We start from the raw sequence: 17,371 nt of genomic DNA, 5'->3' as shown, positions 1-17,371 counted from the left end.
GCTCTGTCGGCGGCCGTGTGACTATCGAGGGGTGAGGGGCTGGGTGTAGAGCACGGCCCCGTCGAGGTCGCGTAGACGCACGGTCAGGACCTCGCTCTCCCCCTCGATCTCGACCTCACCGAAGAACTGGTAGCCCTCGGCCGGGGACGTGTTCGCGTGCGGGGGAACCTTCTGAAACTTGAGTACTCCACCAAACGTGCCGTCGAGTTCGTTGGGGCCGAAGGCGCCGGCGTTGAGGGGGCCCGAGACGAATTCCCAGAAGGGGTCGAAGTCGGTGAAGGCGGCCTTCGCGGGGTCGTAGTAGTGCGCGGCCGTGTAGTGGACGTCGGCCGTGAGCCAGACCATGTTCCGGACGCGGTGCCGCCGCGCGTACGAGAGCAGGTCGGCGATCTCGCGCTCGCGGCCCAGCGGGGCGCCGTCGTCGCCCTGGGCGGCGGACTCCTGCGCGGTGCCGTCGGGGACGATCAGCCCGATGGGCAGGTCGGCCGCGATGACCTTCCAGGTGGCCTTGGAGTCGCGCAGTTCCCGCTTGAGCCACGCGGACTGCTCGGCGCCGAGGAGGCCGTCCCGCTGGGCCGGGGACGTGCCCGCGTCGTTCGGGGACTTGTACGTCCGCATGTCGAGCATGAAGACGTCCAGGAGCGGGCCATAGGAGATCCGCCGGTAGAGGCGGCCCGAGCGGGCGGTGCGGACCGGCGTGTATTCGAACATCGCCTGGCGGGAGCGCCGCGCCAGGACGTCCACGCGCTTCTCGGTGTACTGGGGGAGGTCGAGGATCTCGCCCGGGTACCAGTTGTTCAGCGTCTCGTGGTCGTCCCATTGGTAGAGCATCGGGACCTGGGCGTTGAAGGCCCTGAGGTTCGCGTCCTGGAGGTTGTAGCGGAACTGGCCGCGGTACTCGGCGAGGGTCTGGGCGACGGCCGACTTCTCCGGAGTGACGACGTTGCGCCATGTGCGGCCGTCCGGGAGCGGCACGGTCTCGCTGAGGGGGCCGTCGGAGTAGACGAGGTCGCCGCTGCACAGGAAGAAGTCGGGGTCGGTGGCGCCCATCGCCTTGAAGATCCGGTAGCCGCCGAGGCCGGGGTCGATGCCCCAGCCCTGGCCGGCGAGGTCGCCCGACCAGACGAAGCGGAGGTCCCGCCGGCCGCGGGGGGCGGTGCGCAGCCGCCCGGCCAGCGGCTCGGACGCCGGCCCCTGGTCCAGGCCGTCGAGCCGGACCCGGTAGTGCAGTTCCTCGCCGGGCGGCAGGCCGCGCAGGAGCGTCTTGCCGGTGAGGTCGGTGCCGGGCGTCAGCACGGGCCCGCGCACGGTCCGGGCGTTCCGGAAGTCGGGACGGCGGCTCACCTCGACGAGCATCCGGGCGGGACGGTCGGAGCGCGCCCACACCACGGCCTCGTGCGCGGTCACGTCGCCGCTCTGCACGCCGTGGGTCAGGCGCGGGCGGTCCATGCGCAGCAGCGCGGACGCGGGCCCGCCGCCGAGCAGGGTGAACGCCGCCCCGCCAGTGGTGACGAGGCCGCCGCGCAGCACGGTCCGACGGTCCATGGGTACTCCGTTCCCTTGATCCATTCCCCGCGCATGCTCTCCACGCGGGGCGGATTCCGGGTGGACTCTCGGTGATCGGCTTGACAACCTTCGGTTACCGAGTGTCTCCTTGTACCCGTGACCGAGCGCCTGCCGACCGACAGCCCCGTGGCCCTGTGCCGCGTGGCCGGCGCGCTGTGTCCTTCGTGTTGTCGCTGACCTCTGTTCTCACCGGCCGACACACCTGCACGAAGGACTTTCTCCCGTGGACCTTTCCGTGGCTCCCGATCTCACCATGCACGGCCAGGACGACCCGCACGGCCGCGCGACCGCCGCCCGTCCGCCGACCGTCGGGCAGCTCGCCGCCCGCGTCCGCGAGCTCGCCGGGCGCCCCGGCGAGTGGTGGCGGCTCGTCCGGTTCGACCTCGGCGAGCCGGTGCACGTCCCGCTCGACGACGAGACGTGGCTGATCACCTGGCCGCCGGGGTCCGGCGCGACCGTCCCGGGGCAGGTCAGCACCCTGATCGCCGGTGAGCTGGCGGAGCTGGCGATGACCGGGCGGGGCGTCACCGAGCGGCCGCTGCGGGCCAACCGCGTCCGCGTGCACGGCGGTGCGCAGACGATGACGAACCCGGGGCCGGCGTTCGCGGTCAGCCTGCACGCCGGTGCAGCACGTCCTTCGGACCGCCCGTCCAGCTGACGACGAGCTTCCCGGACCGCAGGACGGCCCGGCCGGCGACCCGGTCGCGGGAGCCGTTCGCGCAGCTCAGCTTGATCCCGCCCGACCCGTCGACGGTGCCGGTGCAGAAACCCGGCGAGTTCAGGGCGGCGGCGCCGCGGTAGAGGTAGAGCGCGACGCGCCCCTTGCCCGAGCCCGCCGTCCAGTTGCCGTCCAGCGACGACTTCTTCTCGGCGCCGGGCCGCACGCCGTTCAGTACCGGCGGGGTCGGGCGGAACGTCGCCGCGGAGGGGGCGGGCCCGGCCGCGGGCGGTTCCGAACCGCTGCAGCCGGCCAGCGGGACGGTGAGCAGCAGGGAGAGCACGAGCACGGCCGGCCGCATGAGGTCCTCCAGGGATGAGGCGCGCGGCGGGCCCGGGGGAAGGGCCCGCCGCGCGTGCACGGGGGTCAGCGCGGGGCGACCCGGACGGTGGTCTTCTTCGGGGCGGCCGGGAGGACGCGGGGCTTCCGCACGGTGCGGGCGTCCTTCAGCAGCTTGGCGGCCTCGGCGGGCGCGGCCGCCTGCGGCGTGTTGCTCGGGTTGATCCCGGACGCGAGGCTGAGGACCCCGGTCAGGTTCATCGTGTTCTCGGACGCGGGCGACGGCAGGCCCATCATCTGGTTGATGACGCCGTCCAGGATCCCGAACGGGCCGCAGCCCTTCGCGGCCGGCACGGCGACCGGCGCGCTGATCGCGATCTGCCCGGACAGCCACGACAGCAGCGGGTCGAACGCGAGGTCGCCGGTCCGGAACGCCGGGGCGAGGTTCGCCTCGATCGGCCCGATGACGCAGGTGGCGCCGAGCAGCTGGTTGTTGAGGTGGACGTTCAGGGACGCCTTGGCGCCGAGCCCGCCGCCCGCGAGCGACACGTGAATCGGCCCGGCGAGCGACTGCGTGACGGTGAGCCGGTTGACGTCCCACATCGCCGCGGGGGTCTTGCCGAGGATCGGCCCGATGAGCGGCAGCTGCCCGATCAGCCCGCCCGGCACCTCGACCGGCGTGGACACGAGCTGCTGCCCGGCGACCGGCGGCTTCAGCACGAGGTCACCGGTCTCGTCCGGCTCGCCCAGGTAGCCGGTGATGCGGATGGCGCCGGCGGGCAGCTCCTGCTGGAACGAGCCGATCTTGACCGAGCCGCCGGTGGTGACCTGCGTCTGGCAGAGCTGCTCGCGCGGGCACTGGTTCATGAACTGGGCGGCTCCGTTGGGGGCGGCGCCGGGGAGGAGGGCCGGGACGGCCGGGTGGCGGGTGCCGGCGGGCGGCGCGGCCGGGTCGAGGTGCCCGATCAGCCCGCGGCCCGGCTCGCTGAACCACAGGTGGCCGCCAGGGCCGTTGACGATGCGCAGCGGCGCGGACAGCGTCGCCGGCAGCGGGTACTCGCTGATCGCGCCGGACACCGGGTCGACGCTCGCGATGTTGCTGGCCGCGGTCTCGGTGATCCAGAGCTTGCGGTCCGGGCCGAGGACGATGCCGGTGGGCATCGAGTCGGAGACCGGGGTGGAGTACTCGTTGATCGCGTGCGTGGCCGGGTCGATCCGGCCGACCCTGCCGGCGCCGGGCTCGGTGAACCACAGCCTGCCGTCCGGGCCGGTGACGATTCCGCCCATCGCGGGGGTCCCCTTGCCCGCGGACGGCGTCGGGAAGCTGGTGACCGCGCCGGTGGCGGGGTCGAGCCGGCCGAGGACGCCCTGGCCGGTGGTGAACCAGATCGCCTTGTCCGGGCCGGTCGTGAGCGCGTAGGGGAAGAGCCGGGTGGCGTAGGCGGTCACGGTGCCTGACGCGTCGATGCGGCCGATGGAGCCCGAGACACCGCCGGTGAACCACAGTGCGCCGTCCGGCCCGGGGGTGATGTCGGAGACCTGGGCGTTCGCGAAGTTCACGGTGCCGGTGGTGGGCAGCTCGTACAGGGTGGACTTGCCGGTCGCCGGGTCCACGCGCCCCACCCGCGGGGCGGCCGTGGACACGTCCGTGAACCACAGCGAGCCGTCAGGCGCGGAGGTCATCGCGTCCGGGGCGCCGAGAAGCTTCTTGGAGTTCTCGGCGACCGGATACTCGGTGACCTTGCCGGCGGCGTCCACGCGGCCGATGCCGCCCGCGTTGGCGGCGTACCAGACGGATCCGTCCGGGCCGGCGGCCAGGCCGAGCGGCAGGACGTCAGGGACGGGCAGGGCGATCTCGCGTACCGGGCTCGCGGCGGCCGCGGCGCCTGGGACGGCCGTCAGGGCGCCCGCTCCCAGCGCCAGCGCGGCGGCCAGCGAGAGCGCTCTGCTACGTCGATGGCGCATCGCCATCGCCTCCTTGGAAAAGTGGGGATCCCCCGACCCGAGACAAGATCCACACCAATAGAAACCCGTAGGTTTTTCACGTCAACCCGGTCGTTGATCTCCGGCCGCTTCCGGTCAGCGGGTCAACCGGAGGGCCGCGAAAGGGGTCCCGAGCTGGCCGGAAAGGTGAATGTGCCAGTATTCGCTGGTCAGGTGGGGTCGCCGTTCAGATAGGGCGACGCGGCCTCGCGGCCGATGAGGGGGAGCAGCGCGAAGTAGGTCAGGGACGGCAGCAGCGACGGCAGTTCCCCCGCCTCGCCCGTCTCCATCTGGACGTGGATCGCGCTGTAGATGCCGCCGACGATCGCGTCCACCACGGCGACCGGGACGGGCGCCAGCGACGGGTCGGCGAAGAACGCGCGGAAGCGGGCGAGGTTGTCGATGCGCGCCTGCCGGACCTGCGGGCCCGCCGCGTTCACCTCCACCAGCGACGCCCGCGCGAACCGGGGCTCCCGGGCCAGGGCGGCGAGCAGCGTGCGGAGCCCCGCGTGGATCCCGTCCGGCCAGGACGGCGCGGCCTCGTACGCCTCCCGCATGAGGCGGAGCAGGATGTCCATGCCGCGCTGGTAGGCGGCGAGAAAGCAGTCGTCCAGGTCGGTGAAGTGCGCGTAGAACGTCTTCTTCGTGACGCCCGCGCCCTCGGTCACCCGGCTGATCGTGGTGTGCGCGAACCCGCGTTCCGACACGACCTGGACGAACGCGTCGATCAGCCGCTCCCGCTGGATGGCGGCCACGGTCTCGGGGGACAGCCCGTGCCGGCCGGGCTTGATGGCGCGGCCCGGGTCCAGCGCCGACCGCGACCCGGGCAGCACGTCCGTGCACCCCGCCTCCGGCGTCCCCGCCTGCCCCGACATCGAACCTCGTTCCGTCACCAGCCGTTGGGATCAGGTTACTTCCCGTTCCCGGCGTGGGGGAAAGGCCCGGCGCGTGCGGCGCGGGTCACAAACGGGTGTCAGCGCAGGTTGCGGCGGCGGGAGCGGGTCAGCACCCGGACCGTCCCGACGAGCCCCAGGCCGATCAGCACCACCGGGACCAGCACCGTCGCGGGAACGCCGTCCGTCTCCGACAGGCCGTCCGAGAGGAAGAGCCCGGCGAGGACGAGGAAGAACAGCCCGGTGACGGGCCCCGCCGGATCGAACCTGTACCTCTTCTTCGCACGCTCCCGGTCAGCCACGGTGCACGTCCACGTCTCCGACCTTCCCGCGGATCCGCAGGACGATCACCGGCGGCTCGCCGGCCGCTTCGACCTCGGGTTCGAGGGTCCGCACGACCTTGGCGTTCGGCCCGCTCGTCGTCCGGTGCTCGATGCGCAGGTCGCCGAGCGCGACCTTCGCGTCCACCATGACCCGGGCGCCCGGCGGCAGCGTGACCTCCAGCCCGCCGAGCGCGACCTCCGCGTTGATCTCGACGCGCTGCCCGGCCGCGACGGGCAGGGCGGTGAGGTCGAGGTCGCCCTGGCCGACGCCCACCTTGTAGACCTGGTTCGCCTGCCCGAGGTCGGTGGGGCGCCAGTCGATCTCCCCGTACTCGGCGTTGTGCGGGACGTCGCCCACGACCGAGGTGGTGAGCATCGCGAGGGTCAGCACGGTCCCGGCCGCGGCGAGACCGCGGGTCCGGAACCAGCCGCCGACGAACAGCCCGAGCCCCATGACGGCGAGCGCGGGCGACATGACGATCAGCCAGGAGTCCGGGGCGGGATAGGACCGCGCGATCGGGATCATCGCCGCGCCCGCCGCCATGGCGGCCAGCAGCGTGATCGTGGCCGCCGGCGAGCTCACGCCGCCGCGGTCGCGCGGCGCCGGCGGCGCGTCCGCGACGGTCTCGGCCGCGTCCGTCCGCGTGGCCGAATAGGCGGCGAGGTCGATCATGCCCTCGGGCAGGCCCCCGCCGCCGCCCGGTGCCTGGGACGGCACGTCCTTGCCGAGGGAGACGCCACCGACGACGACGGACTCCGACCGCGTCCACTCGGCGGACGGCTCCGGCGGGTGCCCGGTGAGCCGTTCGGGGACCGACCGCGCCATGGCCACGAGGTCCACGCCGCGCGAGTGCGCGACGAGCAGCACCAGCCCGAACACCACCAGCACCGCGATCGCGTCGGTCGGCGCGCCGCCGAACAGGCTGAACACGACGCCGACGCACAGCAGCGCGCCGAGGATCGACAGCACGGCCTGCCCGTCGAACCACCGCTTGAGGAGCTGCTCGGCGAGCGACGACTCGCCCGGGCCCGACGGCATCAGCAGCGCCGCCGCGATGTAGAGGAAGATCCCCTGCCCGTGCGCCAGGACCAGGATCGCGAATCCCACGCGGAACACGACGGGGTCGATTCCGGTGAAGCGGCCGAGCCCGGTGCACACGCCGGCCAGCACCCGCCGGTCGGCGTCGCGCGCCAGCCGCCGGTAGTTCGGTTCCCGGACCTGCTTCTCCTCGCCCATGCCAGCCATGGTCGCGTGTCCCGCCCCGCGTGCGGTATCGGGGAGGTCCCTGATTCCGGCCCTGAGGCGGGCCCGGGGCAGGTCCCTGATGCGGTCCGCGTCCCGGCGTGTGACGATCGACGACGTGGGAGAACCTTCGGAGGGACGGCGGTGAGCCGGGAGACGGCGGAGCGGCCCGGGGCGACGCCGGTCGCGCCGGACCGGCTGGAACGCGCCGCCGAGGGCCGGCTCGTCGCCGGGGTGTGCCGCGGCCTGGCCGTGCACCTCGGCGTGGACGTGTTCCTCGTCCGGGCCGCGTTCGTCCTGCTCACGATGGCGAGCGGGCTCGGCCTCGCCGCGTACGCGGCGTTCTGGATCCTCCTGCCCGCCGCCGAGAGGTCCGAGCGGGCGGCCGGCCGGCGGCGCGGCCGCGACTGGGGCCAGCTGCTCGCCTACGCGGCCGTCACCCTGGGCCTCGCGGCCCTGCCGTGGGGTGCGGCCGGGGTCGTCCAGTGGGCGCTGTGGCCGTTCGTCGTCGGCGGGGTCGGCGCCGCGATCCTCTGGCAGCAGGCCGACCGGGACCAGCGGCAGCGCTGGACGCTTCCGCTCCGCCAGCGGTGGCTGCGCAGCCTGCTCGGCCTGCTCCTCGTCGTCGGCGGCATCGGCGGGGTCGTCGCGCAGAACGTGGAGGCCGACCAGGCGCGCTCGGTCGTCATCGCCATGCTGATCATCCTCACCGGGGTCGCGGTGATCGTGACGCCCTGGGTGGTGCGGCTCTGGCAGGACCTGGACGCCGAGCGGCACGAGCGCATCCGGTCCCAGGAGCGCGCCGAACTGGCCGCGCACATCCACGACTCGGTGCTGCACACGCTGACCCTCATCCAGCGGAACGCGCACGACACCCGGGAGGTGCAGCGGCTCGCCCGGTCCCAGGAGCGGACGCTGCGGACGTGGCTCTACCAGCCGCGCGCCGATCCCGACCAGACGTTCGCCGCCGCGATCCGCGAGGCGGCCGGCGAGGTCGAGGACGACCACAACGTGCCGATCGAGGTCGTCTGCGTGGGGGACACCGCGCTGGACGAGCGCATCGGCGCGACGCTCCAGGCCGCGCGGGAGGCGATGGTGAACGCCGCCAAGTACGCCGAGGCGCCGTCGGTGTCCGTCTACGCGGAGGTGGAGGGCGCCGAGATCGCCATCTTCGTCCGCGACCGCGGCAAGGGTTTCGACCTCGGCCAGGTCCCGGAGGACCGGATGGGCGTCCGGGGGTCCATCATCGGACGTATGGAACGCAACGGCGGCAAGGCCACCGTCCGCACCGCGCCGGGCGAGGGCACCGAGGTGCGTTTGGAGATCAAGAAATCGTGAGCGGAGCGATGGGCGAGGCGTTGAAGAGGGTCGTGCTGGTCGACGACCACCAGATGTTCCGGACCGGGGTGAAGGCCGAGCTCGGCGGCGGTGTCGAGATCGTCGGGGAGGCGGGCGACGTCGACGAGGCGGTCTCGGTGATCCGCGGGACGCAGCCGGACGTGGTGCTGCTGGACGTCCACCTGCCCGGCGGCGGGGGGATCGAGGTGCTGCGCCGCCTGCACGGCTCCGTCCCGTCCAAGTTCCTCGCGCTGTCGGTGTCGGACGCGGCGGAGGACGTGATCGGCGTCGTCCGGGGCGGGGCGCGCGGCTACGTCACCAAGACGATCTCCGGCCCCGAGCTGACCGACGCGATCGGCCGGGTCGCCGAGGGCGACGCCGTGTTCTCGCCCCGGCTCGCCGGGTTCGTCCTGGACGCGTTCGCGGCCACGGACGTCCCGGCCGTCGATCCCGAACTGGACCAGATCACCCAGCGGGAGCGGGACGTCCTGCGGCTGATCGCGCGCGGCTACGCCTACAAGGAGATCGCGAAGGAGCTGTTCATCTCCGTCAAGACGGTGGAGACGCACGTCAGCAGCGTCCTGCGGAAGCTGCAGCTGTCGAACCGGCATGAGCTGTCCCGCTGGGCCGCCGCCCGCCGCCTCGTCTGACGGCGCATGTTCATGCCCTTTGAAGTCCGCGCCGTAAACGTTTTCCCCGCGACTGTGAGCAAATTGTAATATCCGATTTGCCGGACTCGTGATCATCGCATCGTCCGGTATGGGACAGTCGCTCTCCATGACCTATCCTCCCCCCGGGCCCGGGCAGCCGGGCTCCCAGCCGCCTTATCCGACCCCTCCCATGCCGTCGGACTCCGGTTACGGCCCCGGCCACGGCTCCAGATCCGACAAGACCAACGGCCTGGCGATCGCCGCCTTCGTCACCGGCCTGCTCGGCTGCCTCGGCATCCTCGGGGCGATCCTCGGAGCCATCGCCCTCAACCAGATCGGGAAGAAGGGCGGGAAGGGCCGGGGCCTCGCGATCGCCGGCATCGTCCTGTCGTGCCTGTGGATCGTCGTGGGCATCGCCGCCTTCGTGCTGCAGGGCGGCGACTCCTCGGACGACGGCGGAGCCACGCCCAAGGTGACGCAGACCAAGCCCGAGAAGGTCGACGCCCAGGAGATGAAGGTCGGCCACTGCATCAACGACAACTCGGGCGCCACGAGCAGCACCGCGACCGACGCGCCGGTCGAGGTCGAGAGCGTCAAGATCGTCCCGTGTACGCAACCGCACGACGGCGAGGTGATGGCCGTCTTCAAGCTGCGGCAGGCCGTCATGCCGCCCGAGGCGCAGCTCCAGCAGCTCGCGTCGACCGGATGCAAGGCGCGCACCCAGGCGAGGATCAACCGCGACCCTGCCGCCCGGGGCATCGCGAACTCCTACTACTACCCGACGGCCGACTCCTGGAAGTCCGGGGACCGGGTCGTCACCTGCGTGGCCGTGGCCGCCACCGAGGGCAAGAAGCTCAGCCGGCCGCTGCACCGCTGACGTTCCCGGTGTTCCGCTGGGCGGCCGGCCCGCCGCCCCGGAACCCGCTCTAGGCCCGCGCCGCCCGCAGGGCTTCCACGACCATGCCCGCGACGTGTTCGACCGTGGAGACACCGGTCTCCATCGTCGGGTTCTCGCCGGTGCACACCGCGACGAGGAAGTCGTGGCCGGGGCCGGTGATGCGGCCGACGCTGTTGATCGTCCAGCCGTGCCCCTGGTGGCGGACCGGCGTCCAGCCGTTCTTCAACGCCACCTTCTCGTCCGGACGCGCCGCCGCGCTGACCCCCCACGCCTGCTCGTCCAGCACGGAGCCCATCAGGCCGAGGATGTACCGGCGGCCGGACGCGTTCAGCGGGCTGCCGTCCGACGCCAGGTTCGTGAGCAGCCGCACCTGGTCGGCCGGGCTCGTCCAGGACGAACCCCATGAAGGGGAGAACGGCGTCGTGTTCTGCAAGCCGAAGCTCTTGTTGGCCTTCCTGACACCGGCGCCGTAGCCGGCGTGGGAGTACAGGGCGTCCGCCGCCGAGTTGTCGCTCTCCCTGATCATCTGGCCGGCCAGTTCGCGCTCGCCGCCGGACAGCCACCGGTGGTCGCGCTGCCGCTGCAGGGCGAGGCTCGCCAGGATGTCGACCTTCATGATGCTGGCGCTGACGAACCGGCCCTTCTCGTTCTCGCCGAAGGTCAGGCCGGTCCGCAGGTCCGTCGCCATCACCCCCGCCTTGCCCGGACGCGTCCGGATGTAGGCGCGGACGGACTGGCGCAGCGCCGCCTGGTCGAACGGGCGAAGCGCCGAGTCCGCCGCGGCCAACTCCGGTCCGGCCTTGGCCGACCCGGTGGCGCTCACGACGACACCGCTCTTGCGATGCGGCTTGTCCGCGATGAACCAGTGGGCGGTGACCCCCGCCCCCGTGGCGCCCGCCGCGAGAGCGAGCACGATGAGATGACGCCGCATCGATTCCCCCGAATGTCGTGCGACCCGTTGTCAGCCGTTGTCAGCCGTTGTCAGATGGCGCCCGGTAGTGTCGGACGGCGCCCAGAACTGTCAGATGGCGGCCCGAAGTGTCAGATGGCGCCCGGAAGGCGGGCCGGGCAGCCCGGCTCGCAGCGCTCGGAATGCCATGCCACGCGGCGCGCGTACGCGCCGAGGCGGCGGCGCAGGGCCGCGCGGGCGACCGGTCCGATGCCCGGGAAGCCGTCGATCTCGCCGCTCCAGCGGATCAGCGTGCCCTTGACGTGCGGCTCCAGCGTGACGTCGGCGCGCAGGCGGCGCCGCGGCGGCCCGGCCTGCGCGATGTAGCCGTAGTGCCGCGGCGGATCCCAGGCCACGACCTCCGCACGCCAGGACCGGACGTGCCGGACGGCCCCGATCCCGTTCGGATGCTCCGCGCCGGCGGCCTCACGCCGGGCGCGGGTCCAGAAGCCGCCCCATTCGCCCCACGCCTCCGGCACGCACAGATGCTTGAAGATCACATCCGCCGTGGCGGAGGAGGTGGCGGTGACCTCGATCCCGTATGGCATGACGACCCCCCGTGTTCTGTCACATGGGGTACATGCCCGATCAGGAGCCGATTACGGCTTGTAAGCGAATGTATTTATCGCGTGACCGATTCTCGGGCGGGCTCAGGCGGTGTCGATGACCTGGAACGACTCGGCGAGATGGCCCTCGGGAAACCCCGCGGCGGTGGCGTTGTGGCCCAGCCAGCCGCGCAGCATCTCCGGCAGGCCGTCGCCCATGTGCCCGGTCTGGCTGGCGTGCGCCCGCAGCGCGTTCACCTTCCGGTCGAACCGGTCGGTGATGTCGACGTAGTGGTTCACGACGGGCCCGCCGCTCATCCACACCTCCCGCACCGTCCACGCGTCCAGGCCCTCGCCGGCGAGCAGCTCCGGAAACGCGTACGGGTTGCGGGCGTCGGGGTAGACGGCGTCGAGCGCGGCCGAGCCGACCGCCCGGTGGTCGGGGTGGCTCGGGTAGATCCGCTGGTAGTTGCGCTCGGGACTCGGCATCAGCACGCGGTCCGGCCGCACCTGCCGGATCACCCGGGCGATGTCGCGGCGTAGGTCCAGCGTGGCCTCGACCCGCCCGTCCCGGTAGCCGAGGAACCGGACGTCGCTCACCCCGGCGCACTTGGCCGCCGCGCGCTGCTCCTCGCGGCGCAGGGCGGCCATCTCCTCGCGGGTGACGCCGTCGTCGAAGCCGCCCGCGTCGCCGTCGGTGACCATGAGGTACACGACCTCGATGCCGCGGTCCGTCCAGCCCGCCACCGTCCCGGCCGCGCCGAAGTCGACGTCGTCGGGATGCGCCATCACGGCAAGGATGCGCCTTAGCTCACTGTCGTCCAGAACGTTGGTCACGGATTCAACCATAATGTCGATATTGATCAGAACGACATCAGGGACGACAGGAGCCGTTCCTGGAACGCCTTCACGTCGCTGCCGACGGCGACCTTGACCGGGCGGCGGGTGTCCTCGGCGGGCAGCGAGCGGGCGTCCCACACGGTCGTGCCGCGCGTCAGCTCGCCCCGCAGCTCCACCCGCACCGGACGGGTCGCGTACTCGCCGAGCTCCGGCTCCACGACCAGCATCGCGGCGAGCGCGTCGTGGATGACGGCGCCCCGGCGCTTGAGCGTGGGCGTGTAGGCGTCGGCGTAGAACTCCAGGATGCTCGCGGCGAACCGGGCGACCGGGGTGTCGTGGGCGGCCAGCCGGTCGAGCCAGTCGTCGTGGACGGCCGTCGGGTGGGTCGCGTCCAGCGGCACCAGGACCACCGGCCAGTCCGCGGCGAACACGAGGTCGGCGGCCTCGGGGTCGTGCCAGATGTTCGCCTCGGCGTGCGTGGTGATGTTGCCGGGGTGGTCGAACGCGCCGCCCATGACGACCACCTCTTTGATCAGCGACGGCAGCAGGTCGTCCAGCAGCAGCGCCGCGCCGAGGTTCGTCAGCGGGCCGGTCGCCAGCAGCGTCAGCTCGCCCGGCGCCTCCCGCGCCAGCCGGACGATCTGCGCGGCGGCGGGCTCGGCCACCGGCCGCCCCGCCGGCTCGGGCAGGCGGGTGTCGCCGAGGCCGTCCGTTCCGTGCCAGTCCAGCGCGTAGTGGACGTCCTGCGCCATCGGGCGGGGCGCGCCGATTGCGACCGGCACCCCCTGCTCGCCCGCCTTGATCTCCGCCGCCTCCAGCACGCGCAGCGTGTTCAGCGCGCCGGTCAGCGGGTCGATGTTGCCGTGCACCGTGCCGACGCCCGCGAGCTCCGCCTCCCCCGCCCGGACCAGCGAGGCCAGGTAGAGAAGTGTCAACGCGTCGTCGATGCCGGTGTCGCAGTCGTACAGGATGGTGGGTGATTTGGTCACGGATGCAACCTATATCGCATGATCGGCGATTGGGTCTGGGAGGCGGCGCCGCACCGGGGTAGAGCTGAGACATGCGCAAACTCATCAACGCCCCGGCGAACGTGGTCTCCGACGCGCTGCGCGGCCTGGCCGCCGCGCATCCGGAGCTGACGGTCGATCCGGGCAACGGGACCGTCATACGTGCGGACGCGCCGCGCACCGGGAAGGTCGCCCTGGTGTCGGGCGGCGGATCCGGGCACGAACCGCTGCACGCCGGGTTCGTCGGACACGGGATGCTGGACGCGGCGTGCTGCGGCGAGGTGTTCACCTCCCCGGTGCCCGACCAGATCATCGCCGCGACGATGGCCGTGAACGGCGGCGCCGGCGTGCTGCACCTCGTGAAGAACTACACCGGCGACGTCATGAACTTCCAGATGGCCGCCGAACTGGCCGAGGACGAGGACATCCAGGTCACGTCCGTCGTCGTCGACGACGACGTCGCCGTGGAGGACAGTACGTTCACCGCCGGGCGGCGCGGCACCGGCGCCACGCTGTTCGCCGAGAAGATCGCCGGCGCGCTCGCCGAGGAGGGCGCGCCGCTGGACGCCGTCGCCGCTGTGGCACGGGAGGTCAACGAGCGCAGCCGGTCGTTCGGCGTCGCGCTGTCCTCGTGCACGGTCCCGGCCGCCGGGTCGCCCACGTTCGAGCTGGGCGAGGACGAGATGGAGCTCGGCATCGGCATCCACGGCGAGCCGGGCCGCGAACGCGCCAGGATCGGCAGCGCGGCGGAGATCGTGGACGCGTCGCTCAGCGCGATCGACGCGGACATGCCGCTGTCCGGGTCCGAGGTCCTCGTGCTGGTGAACGGGATGGGCGGCACCCCGCTGATCGAGCAGTACGTCGCCTACGCGGCCGCCGCCGAGTGGCTGGAGGGGCACGGCGCCACCGTCGTCCGCCGCCTGGTCGGGTCGTACGTGACCAGCCTGGAGATGGCCGGCTGCATGATCAGCGTGTGCCGGGTGACGCCCGAGCTGACCCGCCTCTGGGACGCGCCCGTCGAGACCCCGGGGCTGCGGTGGGGCCGGTGAACGCGGACGATCTCGCCTCCTGGATCCGGCACGCGGCGGAGCTGGTGTCCGCCGACGCCGACCGGCTGACCCGGCTGGACGCGGCGATCGGCGACGGAGACCACGGCCTCAACCTGGACCGCGGCTTCCGGGCCGCGGTGGAGGCGCTGCCCGCGGACGTCCCGCCGGGCAAGGTGCTGATCACGGCGGGACGGGCGATCGTGTCGAAGACCGGCGGCGCGTCCGGACCCCTCTACGGGACGGCGCTGCGCCGCGCGGGCAAGGCGATGGGCGACGTCGGCGAGGTGGACGCCGCCGGGCTCGGCGGCGCGCTCCGGGCGGGGCTGGAGGGCGTCGTGGAGCTTGGCAAGGCCGCCGAGGGCGACAAGACGATGATCGACGCGCTCGCCCCCGCCGTCGCCGCCTACGAGGCGGCGCTCGCCGAGGGCTCCGGCCTCGCCGGGTGTGTGCGCGCCGCCGCCGAGGCCGCCGCGAAGGGCGCGGACGGCACCGTCCCGATGCGGGCCCGCAAGGGCCGGGCCAGCTATCTGGGCGCGCGGAGCGAAGGACACATGGATCCCGGCGCGTCGTCCACCGCCCTGGTGCTCCGGGCCCTGGCGGACGTCACAGGGGAGGGATGACATGGTCGGGATCGTCATCATCGCCCACAGCCGGACGCTCGCCGAAGGCGCCGCCGAGGTGGCCCGCGCGATGGGCATCGGCAAGGCCGTCGTCGAACCCGCCGGCGGCGACGTCGACGGCGGGCTCGGGACCAGCATCGACCTCGTCGAGCGCGCGGTCGCCGCGGCGGACCAGGGCGACGGCGTCGTGCTGCTCGCCGATCTCGGCAGCTCCGTGCTGACCGCCAAGACGCTCATCGAGGACGCCGACGGGGACGTGCTGCTCGCGGACGCCCCGCTGGTCGAAGGCGCGGTCGCCGCGGCGTCCATGGCCGCGGCCGGGGCCGACCTTCCCACCGTCCTCGCCGCCGCCGAGTCCGCCCGCGACCACCGCAAGACCGGCTGAACACCGCCGGCCGAACACCGCAAGACCGGCTGAACCTGGCCGTGGCGGGCTCGCGTCGGCCCGCCACGGCCAGGCTCAGGCCCAGTCGGGGCCTTCCAGGAGCGTCCCGAGAGGGGTCGTCCTGCCCGCCGTCGGGTCGCCCCGCACCTCGTACACGCGCGGTCCGCCGGGGCCGTCCTCCCCGGAGACCGTGATCCGGTAGGCGGGGAGGTCGGCGCCGATCTCCCCGGCCTCGCCGCGGGCTTGCGCGGCCGCGAGGGCGTGCACCGCCTCCCGGATGCGCCCGGCGTCCCCGGCGGGGAGGTCGGCGGTGTCGTACGACGCGACGACGGTCTCCCGGCCGGTGAACCCGCCGGTGCTCTCGACCTTCACGCGCATGCCGCTCGTCCCTCCCCGCCGGATCGCCCTACTTGCTGAAGGCCCGGCGCAGCTCGTCCAGTTCCTCGTGGAGGATGTCAGCGTCCTCCAGAGTGCCGCGCTTGGCCAGCTTGTCGGCCGCGACGACCTGGTATTCCGGCATCTGCATGGTGCCGCAGCAGCGCGAACGGTCCTGGCCGGCCCGCAGGCTCGCCGAGTGCTCGTCGTGCGCCTCGACCTTGGTGACGTCCTTACCGTTCCCGGTGTACCCGGCCTCGGTCATCGCCATCTGGCCGCTCATCAGGTCGCGCAGCGGGGTCGCCGCCGTCGTGATCTCCCGGACGGCGAACCGGTTGCGGATGAACGTCCGGTAGATCGCCGGGTCGCCGCGGCTCGCCGACATCTGCAGCATCTTGTTCGCCACGTCGACGAACAGGGCCCCGGTCGCGGGGGACGCGACGATCGCGTCGAACACGAGCTTGCACAGCGCGGACGCCGTCTCGATCAGCACGATCGCCGGGTCCTTGGTGCGCGCCTGCCGGCTCATCTCGAAGGTGTAGATGTCGGCGAGCACGTCGTAGATCGCGCCGGTGAACACCTGCGAGATCGCGTGCACCTCGTTGCCGACCTCGCTGAGCTTGAGGTCGTTGTCGGCGTTCCGCAGCCCGGACGGCATGCCGAGCGCCTTGCCGAACTCCTCGGCGAGCTCGGGCAGGAACGACTTGTCGTGCAGGTTCGCCTTCGTGAGCGCGACGAGCGCGTCGGCCTGGTCCGGCTCCGCCAGCGCCAGGAAGATCGCCGTGATGTCGCCGAACGACTCGTGCAGGCCGCCCGTCTGCGGCGGGTTGTTCGCCGACAGCCAGCCCGGCTTGAGCCCGTCCAGGATCGCGTGGCCCGTCTCGTGCGCGACGATGTCGAGCGACCGGCACGTGTTGACGACGGTGGACGGCGGCTGTCCCTCGGGCGTGAAGAACAGGAACTTCAGCGCCTTGGCCGTCCTGGAGTAGAACGCGTTGGCGCCTTCGCCGGCGTGCGGGAACACGGTGATGCGGTCGGTGTTGCCGCCGACGTTCCACGCGAACGGGATCGGATTGCCCCCGTTGTGCCGCTCGTACATCGCCATGGTCTGCCGGACGACGGCGAACGTGTGCGCGCAGTCGAACTGCGGGGTGCCCGGCGTGAACACGAAGTCGCCGTTGATGTTGCGCGCGACCGGGGTGACGCCCGGCAGCTCGGTCTGGACGCGGGCGTCCGCCGGGCCGATCAGCACCACGGTCGGGATGAAGGCCAGCCGGGCGCCCAGCTCGGTGACCGACGGGTCCTGCTTGTACATGAGGAACCGGTGGCCGGGCTGCGCCGGCACCGGGATCGGCACGGGCCGCGGTACCGAACGCGGCACGGGCGGCGCCGCCCCCTGGACGATCTGCGATGCCCGTCCGGGCCACTGCGCGGGGACCTCGAGGTCTCTCGCCTCGGCGTCCCGCTGCGTCTGGAACTCCTGCTGGTGGATCTTCACGCAACCACCTCCCCTGACGGTGCGCGAGCCCCTTATGACTCTGCGCTCCCATGGGCGGACATGCGGGGATGCCACACGGGCCTTGCACCCCCGGTGCGGGCCGGTCTCCTGTGGGGGACGATCCCCCACACCCCCGGGACGAGCCGACCGGGCCGGCGGGGTGTGTCCGCTCCGTACTGTGCCAACGTCCGTCGGTCAGGAGATCGAGTCAA

General features: G+C 72.6%; 19 protein-coding genes. 7 read left to right on the top strand and 12 right to left on the bottom strand.

Features of this window, described 5'->3' with window-relative positions:
• Positions 1 to 21 precede the first annotated feature (21 nt).
• Positions 22 to 1,545: an alkaline phosphatase D family protein gene (locus ACQPXG_RS41500; RefSeq protein ID WP_433464628.1), complete on the bottom strand. Its 1,524-nt coding sequence runs from the start codon at positions 1,543 to 1,545 to the stop codon at positions 22 to 24.
• A gap of 244 nt (positions 1,546 to 1,789) precedes the next feature.
• On the opposite strand from ACQPXG_RS41500, the gene ACQPXG_RS41495 reads away from it, so the two are divergent.
• On the top strand, positions 1,790 to 2,224 hold the full coding sequence (locus ACQPXG_RS41495; RefSeq protein WP_433464627.1) for a cysteine dioxygenase: 435 nt from the start codon (positions 1,790 to 1,792) through the stop codon (positions 2,222 to 2,224).
• Here ACQPXG_RS41495 and ACQPXG_RS41490 read toward each other — a convergent pair.
• The 5 genes from ACQPXG_RS41490 to ACQPXG_RS41470 all read right to left on the bottom strand — a co-directional run bounded on the left by ACQPXG_RS41490 (position 2,175) and on the right by ACQPXG_RS41470 (position 6,999).
• Positions 2,175 to 2,585 (bottom strand): hypothetical protein, encoded by a 411-nt coding sequence (locus ACQPXG_RS41490; RefSeq protein WP_433464626.1) that lies wholly within the window; start codon positions 2,583 to 2,585, stop codon positions 2,175 to 2,177. The two genes, ACQPXG_RS41495 and ACQPXG_RS41490, sit on opposite strands and share 50 nt — an antisense overlap.
• A 65-nt stretch (positions 2,586 to 2,650) precedes the next feature.
• Entirely contained in the window at positions 2,651 to 4,528 is a 1,878-nt protein-coding gene (locus ACQPXG_RS41485) for a Vgb family protein (RefSeq protein ID WP_433464625.1), read from the bottom strand.
• A 188-nt stretch (positions 4,529 to 4,716) separates the two neighbouring features.
• On the bottom strand, positions 4,717 to 5,421 hold the full coding sequence (locus ACQPXG_RS41480; protein WP_433464624.1) for a TetR/AcrR family transcriptional regulator: 705 nt from the start codon (positions 5,419 to 5,421) through the stop codon (positions 4,717 to 4,719).
• 98 nt (positions 5,422 to 5,519) lie between these two features.
• A complete protein-coding gene (locus ACQPXG_RS41475; protein WP_433464623.1) occupies positions 5,520 to 5,741 on the bottom strand; it encodes a hypothetical protein in 222 nt (73 codons plus the stop codon).
• Positions 5,734 to 6,999, bottom strand: coding sequence for a PspC domain-containing protein (locus ACQPXG_RS41470; RefSeq protein ID WP_433464622.1), 1,266 nt, complete (start codon positions 6,997 to 6,999; stop codon positions 5,734 to 5,736). The genes ACQPXG_RS41475 and ACQPXG_RS41470 overlap by 8 nt, the downstream gene beginning before the upstream one ends.
• A 150-nt stretch (positions 7,000 to 7,149) precedes the next feature.
• Between ACQPXG_RS41470 and ACQPXG_RS41465 the strand changes: the two genes are divergently transcribed.
• From ACQPXG_RS41465 to ACQPXG_RS41455, 3 genes are all read left to right on the top strand, one after another.
• Positions 7,150 to 8,343 (top strand): ATP-binding protein, encoded by a 1,194-nt coding sequence (locus ACQPXG_RS41465; RefSeq protein ID WP_433464621.1) that lies wholly within the window; start codon positions 7,150 to 7,152, stop codon positions 8,341 to 8,343.
• A gap of 8 nt (positions 8,344 to 8,351) precedes the next feature.
• Positions 8,352 to 8,993 (top strand): LuxR C-terminal-related transcriptional regulator, encoded by a 642-nt coding sequence (locus tag ACQPXG_RS41460; protein ID WP_433470144.1) that lies wholly within the window; start codon positions 8,352 to 8,354, stop codon positions 8,991 to 8,993.
• Between the two features lie 127 nt (positions 8,994 to 9,120).
• Positions 9,121 to 9,870 (top strand): DUF4190 domain-containing protein, encoded by a 750-nt coding sequence (locus ACQPXG_RS41455; protein ID WP_433464620.1) that lies wholly within the window; start codon positions 9,121 to 9,123, stop codon positions 9,868 to 9,870.
• A 49-nt stretch (positions 9,871 to 9,919) separates the two neighbouring features.
• Here the strand turns inward: ACQPXG_RS41455 and ACQPXG_RS41450 are convergent, their stop codons facing one another.
• From ACQPXG_RS41450 to ACQPXG_RS41435, 4 genes are all read right to left on the bottom strand, one after another.
• Complete coding sequence (locus ACQPXG_RS41450) at positions 9,920 to 10,822, bottom strand: serine hydrolase (RefSeq protein ID WP_433464619.1); 903 nt, start codon at positions 10,820 to 10,822, stop codon at positions 9,920 to 9,922.
• Positions 10,823 to 10,932: 110 nt separating this feature from the next.
• Positions 10,933 to 11,388 (bottom strand): SRPBCC family protein, encoded by a 456-nt coding sequence (locus ACQPXG_RS41445; protein ID WP_433464618.1) that lies wholly within the window; start codon positions 11,386 to 11,388, stop codon positions 10,933 to 10,935.
• Between the two features lie 102 nt (positions 11,389 to 11,490).
• A complete protein-coding gene (locus tag ACQPXG_RS41440; protein ID WP_433464617.1) occupies positions 11,491 to 12,234 on the bottom strand; it encodes a PIG-L deacetylase family protein in 744 nt (247 codons plus the stop codon).
• Between the two features lie 14 nt (positions 12,235 to 12,248).
• Positions 12,249 to 13,214 (bottom strand): nucleoside hydrolase, encoded by a 966-nt coding sequence (locus ACQPXG_RS41435; RefSeq protein WP_433464616.1) that lies wholly within the window; start codon positions 13,212 to 13,214, stop codon positions 12,249 to 12,251.
• Between the two features lie 71 nt (positions 13,215 to 13,285).
• Here ACQPXG_RS41435 and dhaK point away from each other — a divergent pair, with 71 nt between their 5' ends.
• Genes dhaK through ACQPXG_RS41420 form a run of 3 tightly spaced genes read left to right on the top strand, consistent with a single transcriptional unit; the run spans position 13,286 to position 15,286 of the window.
• Entirely contained in the window at positions 13,286 to 14,281 is a 996-nt protein-coding gene (gene dhaK, locus ACQPXG_RS41430) for a dihydroxyacetone kinase subunit DhaK (protein ID WP_433464615.1), read from the top strand.
• Positions 14,278 to 14,901 carry a dihydroxyacetone kinase subunit DhaL gene (dhaL, locus tag ACQPXG_RS41425; protein WP_433464614.1) on the top strand — a complete coding sequence of 208 codons (624 nt, stop codon included), beginning with the start codon at positions 14,278 to 14,280 and terminating at the stop codon, positions 14,899 to 14,901. The genes dhaK and dhaL overlap by 4 nt, the downstream gene beginning before the upstream one ends.
• Position 14,902: 1 nt before the next feature.
• Positions 14,903 to 15,286, top strand: a complete 384-nt coding sequence (locus tag ACQPXG_RS41420; RefSeq protein WP_433464613.1) for a PTS-dependent dihydroxyacetone kinase phosphotransferase subunit DhaM — start codon at positions 14,903 to 14,905, stop codon at positions 15,284 to 15,286.
• A gap of 75 nt (positions 15,287 to 15,361) precedes the next feature.
• Here ACQPXG_RS41420 and ACQPXG_RS41415 read toward each other — a convergent pair whose 3' ends face one another.
• A complete protein-coding gene (locus ACQPXG_RS41415) occupies positions 15,362 to 15,664 on the bottom strand; it encodes a protealysin inhibitor emfourin (protein WP_433464612.1) in 303 nt (100 codons plus the stop codon).
• 28 nt (positions 15,665 to 15,692) lie between these two features.
• The gene (locus ACQPXG_RS41410; protein WP_433464611.1) at positions 15,693 to 17,159 is read right to left on the bottom strand and encodes a hypothetical protein; all 1,467 of its coding nucleotides are present in this window, start codon (positions 17,157 to 17,159) and stop codon (positions 15,693 to 15,695) included.
• Positions 17,160 to 17,371 lie beyond the last annotated feature (212 nt).

Origin of the sequence: Spirillospora sp. CA-128828, from assembly GCF_050945415.1 — a bacterium.
In the GTDB taxonomy this organism is placed as follows: domain Bacteria; phylum Actinomycetota; class Actinomycetes; order Streptosporangiales; family Streptosporangiaceae; genus Spirillospora.
The sequence above is the reverse complement of the archived record's forward strand: the minus strand, read 5'-3'. Positions and strand labels throughout refer to the sequence as shown.